Source organism: Clostridium sp., assembly GCF_051654825.1.
GTDB lineage: Bacteria > Bacillota > Clostridia > Clostridiales > Clostridiaceae > Clostridium.
On sequence record NZ_JBOFYU010000169.1, the window covers coordinates 1 to 9881 of the forward strand.

The window sequence follows — 9881 nt, forward strand, 5'->3', positions numbered from 1 at the left end:
AGAGAAGGTGGAATATTAGATAGAAAGCACCTAAGATTTTTCACTTTAGAAGAAATTTGCAAAATGTTTAGTATGAGTAACTTAAGTATTATGAGTATAAAGGAAAAAAAGACTAACTTAAGTGAAAAAGAGCAAGAATTAATAGAAATTTTATGTAAACAGTCATCAGAAATTCAAAGGCAGCAATATGCCATTAGTGAATATATTATAAAAGCTAATAAAACTGTGATAATGCCTAGATTAAAAGAATCAGAGATTAAAAAATTTAAATATAAGATAATGAGAATAGATAATGATTTAGATATTGAAAGAAGTTTAAATTGGATTTTTAATTTATATTATAAAAATACTAGTGAGTTTATCTGTTATTTATCTGAAATAATAAGAAATAGTATTATAAATAAAGAAAAGGTTTTAGATATATTAGAAAAGGAAGCACTAAAAAGAGGTGTAGAAAATACAATTAATTTTGGGAGTTTATAGATATGGATGAAAAAAATATTTGTTTTATTGTAGTTGTAAACAACGAAGATGCCTTTGATGAGTGTAAGTTTTATATAGATAATTTAGATATTCCTGAGGGGGTTACTTTAGATATAAAAACTATAAAAAACACTGAAAACCTATGTGAGGCTTACAATATAGGAATGAGAAGTTCTAATGCAAAGTACAAGGTATATATACATGAGGATGTTTTAATAATAAATAAAAGATTCATATACAATTTAATAGATACTTTTGAAAAGGATGATACATTAGGTTTATTAGGAGTATGTGGAGCTAAGAAGTTACCTGATAATGCTATATGGTGGGAAGCAGAAAAATTAGTAGGACAAGTTTATGATTGTCACACAGGAAGAATAAGCTTACTTTCATTTAAAGAAGTTAATAATGGATTTGAAGAGGTTGAAACAGTTGATGGGTTAATAATGGTTTCTCAATATGATATTAAATGGAGAGATGACTTCTTTGACAAAGGATACTTCTATGACATAGCACAATGCACAGAATTTATTAATAATGGATATAAAGTAGGGGTAGTAGAGCAAAATAAAGCTTGGTGTATTCATGATTGTAGCAAAGGTTCTGGAGCAAATGAGTTTGAAAAATATAGAAATATATATATAAATTATTACAAAAATAGCATATTGGTTAAAGTAGATAATTAAATAAAAGCTACAGTAAACAAAAAATCCATCTAGGAAAACCTAGATGGATTTTATATATTACATTGTTTTGTGGAATGTTCTATTTATTACGTCTAATTGTTGTTCTCTAGTTAATTTGATAAAGTTAACAGCATAACCAGATACTCTTATAGTTAATTGTGGATACTCTTCTGGGTGATCCATAGCATCTAATAAAGTTTCTCTATTAAATACATTAACGTTTAAGTGATGAGCATTGTTTCCGAAATATCCATCCATTAATGCACTTAAGTTAGTAATTCTATCTTCAGGAGTTTTTCCTAAAGCATCTGGAATTATTGAGAAAGTATTTGAGATACCATCTTGTGATTCTTGATATGGTAATTTAGCAACTGAGTTTAATGATGCTAATGAACCACTGTTATCTCTTCCGTGCATTGGATTAGCTCCAGGTGCAAATGGTTCTCCAGCTTTTCTACCACATGGAGTAGTACCAGTTTTCTTACCATAAACAACGTTTGAAGTAATAGTTAATACTGATTGAGTGTGGTATGCATTTCTATAAGTCTTGTTTTGTCTTATTTTCTTCATCATATTTTCTACTAAGAAGATTGCAATATCATCAACTCTATCATCGTCATTTCCGTATTTAGGGAAGTCTCCTTCAACTTCGAAATCAACAGCTATTCCTTCTTCATTTCTTACTGGTTTAACTTTAGCGTATTTAATAGCTGATAATGAGTCAGCACATACTGAAAGACCAGCAATACCACAAGCCATAGTTCTTAATATATCTTTATCATGTAAAGACATTTGTAATGACTCGTATGAGTATTTATCATGCATATAGTGAATTACATTTAAAGTATTTACATAAAGGTTAGCTAACCAATCTGTCATTATTTCAAATTTTTCCATAACTTCATTGTAGTCAAGGTATTCACTAGTTATTGGAGCTAATTTAGGTCCAACTTGAACTCCGCTCTTTTCATCTCTACCACCGTTTATAGTGTAAAGTAAAGTTTTAGCTAAGTTAACTCTAGCACCGAAGAATTGCATTTGCTTACCAACTCTCATTGCTGATACACAACAAGCGATAGCATAATCATCTCCCCAGTATGGAGCCATTAAATCATCATTTTCATATTGTACTGAACTTGTATCAATAGAAACCTTTGAACAGAAATCTTTGAATCCTTGAGGTAATCTAGTTGACCATAATACAGTTAGGTTTGGTTCTGGTGATGGTCCTAAAGTGTAAAGTGTGTTAAGAATTCTGAATGAGTTCTTAGTAACTAAAGTTCTACCATCTAATCCCATACCGGCTATTGATTCAGTAACCCAAGTAGGATCTCCTGAGAATAAATCATTGTATTCTGGAGTTCTTAAGAATTTAACTAGTCTTAATTTCATTACGAAATGGTCAACTAATTCTTGAGCTTCTTCTTCAGTAATTAATCCAGCTTCTAAATCTCTTTCTATATATATATCTAAGAAAGTAGAAGTTCTTCCAAGTGACATTGCAGCACCGTTTTGTTGCTTTATTGCACCTAAGAATCCAAAGTATAACCATTGGATAGCTTCTCTTGCATTAGTAGCAGGAGCTGATATATCAAATCCGTAAGTTGCAGCTAAACCTTTTAACTCTTTTAATGCAACGATTTGATCTGAAAGCTCTTCTCTATCTCTTATTACAGTTTCATCTATACAATTAACTTCTAAGCTTTTCTTTTGAGCCATTCTATCTTCTATTAATCTATCTACACCGTATAAAGCAACTCTTCTGTAGTCACCTATGATTCTTCCTCTACCATAAGCATCTGGAAGACCAGTTACTATACCTGATTTTCTAGCTAATTTCATTTCATCTGTATAAGCATCGAAAACACCTTGGTTATGAGTTTTTCTATACTTTGAGAATATTTCTGATATTCTATTATCTACTTCATATCCGTATGATTTAGCAGCAACTTCTGCCATTCTAATTCCACCTTGAGGCATAACAGCTCTCTTTAATGGAGCATCAGTTTGAACACCAACTATTTTTTCAAAAGCTTGGTCTATATATCCAGCTTGGTATTCATTTATTCCTGAAACAGTATGAGTATCTACATCAAGAACTCCACCATTATCTCTTTCTTTCTTTAATAATTCGCTTACGTCATCCCATAACTTTGTTGTAGCATCAGTAGCGCCAGCTAAGAATTCAGAATTCCCTTTATATTCTTTATAGTTAGCTTGGATAAAGTCTCTTACATCAATGTTTTTAGTCCATTGTCCACTTTTAAAATTGTTCCATTCACTTCTCATATCTAAGAACTCCTTTTTTTATAAATTATAAAGTACTAATATTATAAATATATAGTAAATTCTAAAAATTAATAATTTTTAGAAAAATAATTATTAATTAATAATTATTATTTACAAGAATAATATAACATTTATATGAAAAATTTGCAAGTAAAAAATTATGAATTTGGGAATACTAAATAAGAAAATTGATAAAAAAGAAAGGTGGATTGCAAATGGAAGAAAAAGAGAAGAATGTAAAAAGTAAATATTCTGAGAAAGAAGTAGATGATGAGGTAATTGATGAATGTGAAAAGTTTTTAAATGACTTGTTTAATAACTTACATAAAAAATAAAAAAATCTCCAGAGTAATTTCTCTGGAGATTTTAAATTAAAATTTACTTTCAAATATATTCCCTAAAGAACCTAAGATACTTCCTTCATCCTTAGAAGCATTTCCGTATTGAGGTGCAGCAGCAAATACTCTAGAGGCAAGTCTACTAAAAGGTAAGCTTTGTATCCATACTTCACCAGGCCCTTTTAATGTAGCAAAAAATAATCCTTCGCCACCAAATAAGGCATTTTTAACTCCTCCTACAAATTGAATATCATATTTAACATCCTTAGTCATGGCAACTAGACAACCTGTATCTATTTTTAAAGTTTGAGTAGAGGAAAGCTCCTTCTTTATTATTGTTCCACCAGCATGTATAAAGCAAAGACCATCACCTTCAAGCTTTTGTAATATAAATCCTTCGCCACCAAAAAAGCCTGTTCCTAGCTTTCCTTTAAAATCTATTCCTATAGAAACACCTCTTGCAGCACATAAAAATGAATCCTTTTGGCAAATTATTTTATTACCATAATAAGATAGGTCTATAGGTATTATCTTACCTGGATAAGGAGATGCAAATGCCACCTTTTCTTTAGCAAAGCCATTGTTAGTAAATGATGTTAAAAATAAGCTTTCACCTGTTACTACTCTTTTAGCAGCATGGCCAAGCTTTCCTAAAAAACTTGAATTATCCTTATGTCTTCCATCTCCTAAAATAGTTTCCATACTTATGTTGGTATCCATCATCATCATTGCACCAGCTTCAGCAATAACACTTTCCTTTGGATCTAAATCAATTTCTACAAACTGCATATCATCTCCATACAGTTTATATTCAATATCATGAGATATCATAAAAATCCTCCTTATAATAGGAAGCATTTTAACTTCCATTATCATTTTTATTAAGTATATACATATATTATATACCTAATTATTCCATACAATGAATAATTAGGTGATATTAAATTGTACCTGAATTTTTAAAATGGTATACTGTAGTAAGAATTTAGAAATGGAGGAATATAATATGGCTGATAAAAGATTAAATAAATTAGCAAAATTACTTGTTAATTATTCGACAGAAATAAAAGAAGGTGATTTTGTATTTGTTTGTGCAGAAGAAGTAGCTACTCCTTGGGTTATTGAAGTTGTAAAAGAAGCTACAAAGGCAGGGGCAAATATTGAATATATGTTAGAATCTGATGAGGTAAAGGAAGTAAAGCTTAAATATGCTAATGAGGGACAATTAAAAAGTGGTAACTTAATATATGAAACCTTACTTGAAAAAGCAGATGTTTGGTTAACAGCATGGGGTGGAAGAAATACAAGAGTATTAAGTAATATAGATTCTGATAAAATAAAGCAAGCACAAGTTGGTTCTTCAAAGTGGAGAGAAATATATTCATCTAGATGTGGAAATGGAACATTAAGATGGTGTGGAACTCAATATCCTACTTATTCAGATGCTCAAGAAGCATCTATGAGTATGTCTGATTATGAAGATTTTGTTTATGGAGCAGGTTTGTTAGATTTAGAAGACCCAGTAGCTGAATGGAAAAGAATAAGTAAGGAACAAGAAAAGTGGGTTAAATACCTAGATAAAAAGTCAGAGCTACATATAATATCTAAGGGAACTGATATTAAAGTAGGAATAAAGGGGAGAAAGTGGATTAATTGTGATGGAAAAGAAAATTTCCCAGATGGAGAAATTTTTACATCACCAATTGAAGATTCTATAAATGGACATATATCATTTTCTTTCCCAGGTATTTTTTCAGGGAAGGAAATTGAAGGTATAGAATTACATGTTGAAAGTGGTAAGGTTGTCAAGGCTACAGCAGAAAAAGGAGAAGATTTACTAAGAGCCTTATTGGAAACAGATAAAGGCGCATGTTATTTTGGTGAAGTTGCAATAGGAACAAATTATGGAATTAAAAACTTTACTAGAAATATGCTTTTTGATGAAAAAATAGGTGGAACTATTCATATGGCAATAGGAGATTCAATGCCAGAAGCAGGTGGGAAAAATAAGTCCTCACTACATTGGGATATGCTTTGTGATATGAGAGATGATGGGAAAATTTATGCTGATGGTGAGCTGTTTTATGAAAATGGTAACTTTATTGAAGCTGTACTTACTAAAGAATAAAATTAATTAAATGTATATACAATTGAATTTAATGTATATAATATATAATGTGAAACTTTAAATAGTAGTATTATAATGATAGAATATATTTAAATAATAATTTAAGGAGAGCTTTGTAATGAGTGAACCAATGTACAGAAAAATAGAAAAGTATTTAAAGGACTTGATAGATTCAGGAAAAATAAAGGCTGGAGAATTGCTACCATCAGAAAATCAAATTAGTGAAGAGTTTAATGTAACTAGAATGACAGTAAGATCTGCCTTTAATAATTTAGTTAAAGAAGGATATATAACTAGAAAAAGAGGTATTGGAAGCATAGTCTTAGGAAATAGAATATCTGATAATATAGGGGCTATGAGAAGTTATACTAATGAAATGATAAGTAGAGGTTTTAATATTACTACAAGCCTTGAAGGATTTACAGTAATGGAATCAGATGATTTTATTAAAGATAAGTTAAATTTAGAAATTGGAGAAAATGTATGGGAAGTAAAAAGAGTTAGATATGCAGAAGGTGAACCTGTTTCTTATATGATTACCTATATGCCAGTTAAGATGTTTCCAAATTTAAAAAGAGATGATTGTAGCTCTTTATATAAATATATTGAGGAATGTGGATATAGTATTTCATATGCTAGTCGTGAAGTAGAAGCAATAATAGCAAATGAGGAATTAATTAAGTTGCTAAAGCTTGATTGTGAGGCGCCTCTTCTTCATATAGAACAAGTAGCTGTTTTAGAGACCGGAGAAGCATTTGAATATTCGCATACATATCATTATGGATATAAGTTAACTTTAAAAGCAATGCACAATCAAAGTGTAAATTAGATTTAATTCTATAGATTTTAAAATATTAAAATCTATAGAATTTTTTTATTTAAAAGTATAAGGATTAAATAAATGAACAATATATAATTGAGTGAAAATTATATATTTATTTTATATAAACATAAGAAGCTTATAAAAAAATAATGTATATACAAGTTGTGGAGGTGGCATAAATACAGGTGTTAGGAAGAGTAAATTGTAAGTGTATAAAAAAATATATAAAAAAATAAAAAAAGTACTTGAAATGTATATACAATTAAGATAGTATGTATACATAAGATACAGAAAACGAATACACAATATAAATTTCGGAGGTAATAAAGATGTTAAAAATTATGTTAGCTTGCTCAGCAGGTATGTCAACAAGTTTATTAGTTACTAAAATGGAAGCAGCAGCGAAGGAAAGAGGAATAGAAGCACAAATATGGGCTATTTCTGAAGTTAACTTAGCTACTGAAATCGACAAATGTGATGTTTTATTATTAGGACCACAAGTAAGATATGTTTTAACTAAGGCTAAAGGATTAGCAGAACCTCATGGAATTCCAGTAGAAGTTATAAACATGATGCATTATGGAAGATGTGACGGTAACGCAGTTTTAGATAGAGCATTAGAATTAAAAGGTGAATAAAACAAATTTAGGGGGACTTTAAAATGGATAAATTTATGGCCTTTATGGATAAGTACATTGTTCCTTATGCTGCAAAGCTTGGAGCTCAAAGACACTTAGTTGCTGTAAGAGATGCTTTTATAGCAATGATACCTTTAACGATTATAGGATCTTTTGCAACTTTAATAAATAATATGCCTTTTGAAGGGTTAAAAAACTTCTTAGTAGAAAATACATTTGGACAACAAATTAAAGCGGTAAATGCTGATATTTGGTGGGGAACACTAGCTATTATGGCATTATTACTAGTAATAGGTGTTTCATACAACTTAGCTAAGTCATATGATGAAAATGGTCTTCAAGCTGCTATGATAGCTACAGCAATTTTCTTCTTCTTAGCACCACAAACTGCAACAATTGTTCCAGAAGGAGCAGCTGAAGTTACAGGTTGGGGATTCATGGCAATTGGATACTTAGGAACAACAGCACTATTTACAGCTATTATAGTTGGTATTTTATCAACAGAACTTTTTGTTAAATTAGGTAAGGTAAAACAATTAACTATTAAAATGCCTGATGGTGTACCACCAGCAGTTTCAAGATCTTTTGCTAAACTTATACCAGGTATGTTAACAGTACTTGTATTTGCAATAATAGGATTAGTAATAAGAACAATAGCAGATGGACAATTCTTAACAGATTTAATTAATAAATATGTAGGTATTCCACTTTCAGGTGTAACAGATTCATTACCAGGTGCATTAATTATAGCATTCTTTGTACATGGGTTATGGTTTGTAGGTTTACATGGTGCAAACATTGCAATGCCTATAACAGAAACACTTTTAACAAAATTAGGAGCAGAAAATGCTGCACTTTTAGAGCAAGGTGCTCCATTAAGTGATTTAAATGTTTTAGCAGGACCTTTCTATGATGCATTTGTATATATGGGTGGTTCAGGATTAATAATTGGTTTATTAATTGCAATAGCAATTGCAGGTAAGAGAAGAAGAGATATGGTTGCTTTAGGATTAGCTCCAGCAATATTTAATATAAGTGAACCAGTAATATTTGGTTTACCAATAGTATTAAACCCAGTTTACGGAATTCCGTTTATACTTGCTCCATTAGTAACAACGGCAATATCATATATGTCCATAGCAAGTGGACTCGTACATCCGGTTATAATGACTAAGATGGCATGGACTACACCTCCAATAATAGGTGGGTTCTTAGCAACTGGTCACTGGTCAGGTGCAGCTTTAGCAGCAGTTAACATAGTTGTAGGTATATTAATTTACTTACCATTCGTATATGCAGCTGAAAAAATGGAAGCAAAAAGAGAATTAGTATAATACTTTAAGAGTTAAAAAAAGAGAGATTAAATTCTCTCTTTTTATATATCACAACGATAGGAAGAAATTTCAATAACAAAAGAAGTAGTTTATTCGTAATAAAATTAAGTAATTGGAAGGTGAAAAAAATGAAAAAAGGAATTAAAATTGTTACTATAGGTGGAGGATCAAGTTATACTCCAGAATTAGTAGAAGGATTTATAAAAAGATATAATGAATTGCCAGTAAGAGAATTATGGTTAGTTGATATAGAAGCAGGAAAAGATAAGTTAGAAACAGTAGGTAACTTAGCTAAGAGAATGGTTAAAAAAGCTGGAGTGGATATGGAGATTCACTTAACTTTAAATAGAAGAGAAGCTTTAAAAGATGCAGATTTCGTTACTACTCAATTAAGAGTTGGTTTATTAAATGCAAGAATTAAAGATGAAAGAATTCCATTATCTCATGGAGTTATAGGTCAAGAAACAAACGGTGCAGGTGGATTATTTAAGGCATTAAGAACTGTACCAGTAGTTTTAGATATAATTAAAGATATTGAAGAGTTATGTCCAAATGCATGGTTAGTAAACTTTACAAATCCAACAGGTGTAATAACTGAAGCAGTATTTAAATATACAAACTTTAAGAGATATATGGGGTTATGTAATGTTCCAATAGGAATGAAAAATGGTATTGCAAAAGAGTTTGGGGTAGAATCAGATAGAATTGAAATGGATTTTGCTGGACTTAACCATATGGTATATGGATTAAACACTAGATTAGATGGAAAAGATGTTAGTGAAGAAGCTGTAGAGAAGTTTGTAAATGCTTCAATTACAATGCAAAATATTAAAGACATTCCATTTAATGCTGACTTTATTAGAAGTTTAGGTGTAATTCCTTGTCCATACCACAAATATTATTATAAAAATAATGAAATGCTTGCTGAAGAGTTAGAGCAATTTAAAGAAGGAAAAACAAGAGGGGAAACTGTTAAGGCTCTTGAAGATGATTTATTTGAGCTTTACAAGGATCCTAACTTAGAAATAAAACCACCACAATTAGAAAAGAGAGGTGGAGCTTACTATAGTGATGCAGCATGTAACTTAATAAGCTCAATTTACAATGATAAAAAAGATATACAAGTTGTAAATACTTTAAACAATGGTGCTATTAGAGATAT

At 30.3% G+C, this 9881-nt stretch carries 8 protein-coding genes and 1 pseudogene; 7 read left to right on the forward strand and 2 right to left on the reverse strand.

Annotation, left to right across the window (positions count from 1 at the left end; translation table 11 throughout):
* Nucleotides 1-483, forward strand: a pseudogene (locus ACRDBA_RS10060) (hypothetical protein); the annotation flags it as partial.
* A 2-nt stretch (nt 484-485) separates the two neighbouring features.
* On the forward strand, nt 486-1169 hold the full coding sequence (locus ACRDBA_RS10065; RefSeq protein ID WP_438572792.1) for a glycosyltransferase family protein: 684 nt from the start codon (nt 486-488) through the stop codon (nt 1167-1169).
* A gap of 57 nt (nt 1170-1226) precedes the next feature.
* Here the strand turns inward: ACRDBA_RS10065 and pflB are convergent, their stop codons facing one another.
* Together pflB and ACRDBA_RS10075 are read right to left on the reverse strand one after the other, a co-directional pair.
* Nucleotides 1227-3458 (reverse strand): formate C-acetyltransferase, encoded by a 2232-nt coding sequence (pflB, locus tag ACRDBA_RS10070; protein ID WP_438572793.1) that lies wholly within the window; start codon nt 3456-3458, stop codon nt 1227-1229.
* Between the two features lie 371 nt (nt 3459-3829).
* A complete protein-coding gene (locus tag ACRDBA_RS10075) occupies nt 3830-4627 on the reverse strand; it encodes a TIGR00266 family protein (protein ID WP_438572794.1) in 798 nt (265 codons plus the stop codon).
* 175 nt (nt 4628-4802) lie between these two features.
* Here ACRDBA_RS10075 and ACRDBA_RS10080 point away from each other — a divergent pair, with 175 nt between their 5' ends.
* The 5 genes from ACRDBA_RS10080 to ACRDBA_RS10100 all read left to right on the forward strand — a co-directional run.
* Complete coding sequence (locus tag ACRDBA_RS10080) at nt 4803-5924, forward strand: aminopeptidase (protein WP_438572795.1); 1122 nt, start codon at nt 4803-4805, stop codon at nt 5922-5924.
* Between the two features lie 118 nt (nt 5925-6042).
* A complete protein-coding gene (locus ACRDBA_RS10085; RefSeq protein WP_438572796.1) occupies nt 6043-6753 on the forward strand; it encodes a GntR family transcriptional regulator in 711 nt (236 codons plus the stop codon).
* A gap of 323 nt (nt 6754-7076) precedes the next feature.
* The gene (locus tag ACRDBA_RS10090; RefSeq protein WP_438572797.1) at nt 7077-7385 is read left to right on the forward strand and encodes a PTS sugar transporter subunit IIB; all 309 of its coding nucleotides are present in this window, start codon (nt 7077-7079) and stop codon (nt 7383-7385) included.
* 23 nt (nt 7386-7408) lie between these two features.
* The gene (locus ACRDBA_RS10095) at nt 7409-8719 is read left to right on the forward strand and encodes a PTS sugar transporter subunit IIC (RefSeq protein ID WP_438572798.1); all 1311 of its coding nucleotides are present in this window, start codon (nt 7409-7411) and stop codon (nt 8717-8719) included.
* Between the two features lie 128 nt (nt 8720-8847).
* Nucleotides 8848-9881, forward strand: a 1034-nt coding sequence (locus tag ACRDBA_RS10100; protein WP_438572799.1) for a 6-phospho-beta-glucosidase, incomplete at its 3' end; no start/stop codon positions are given.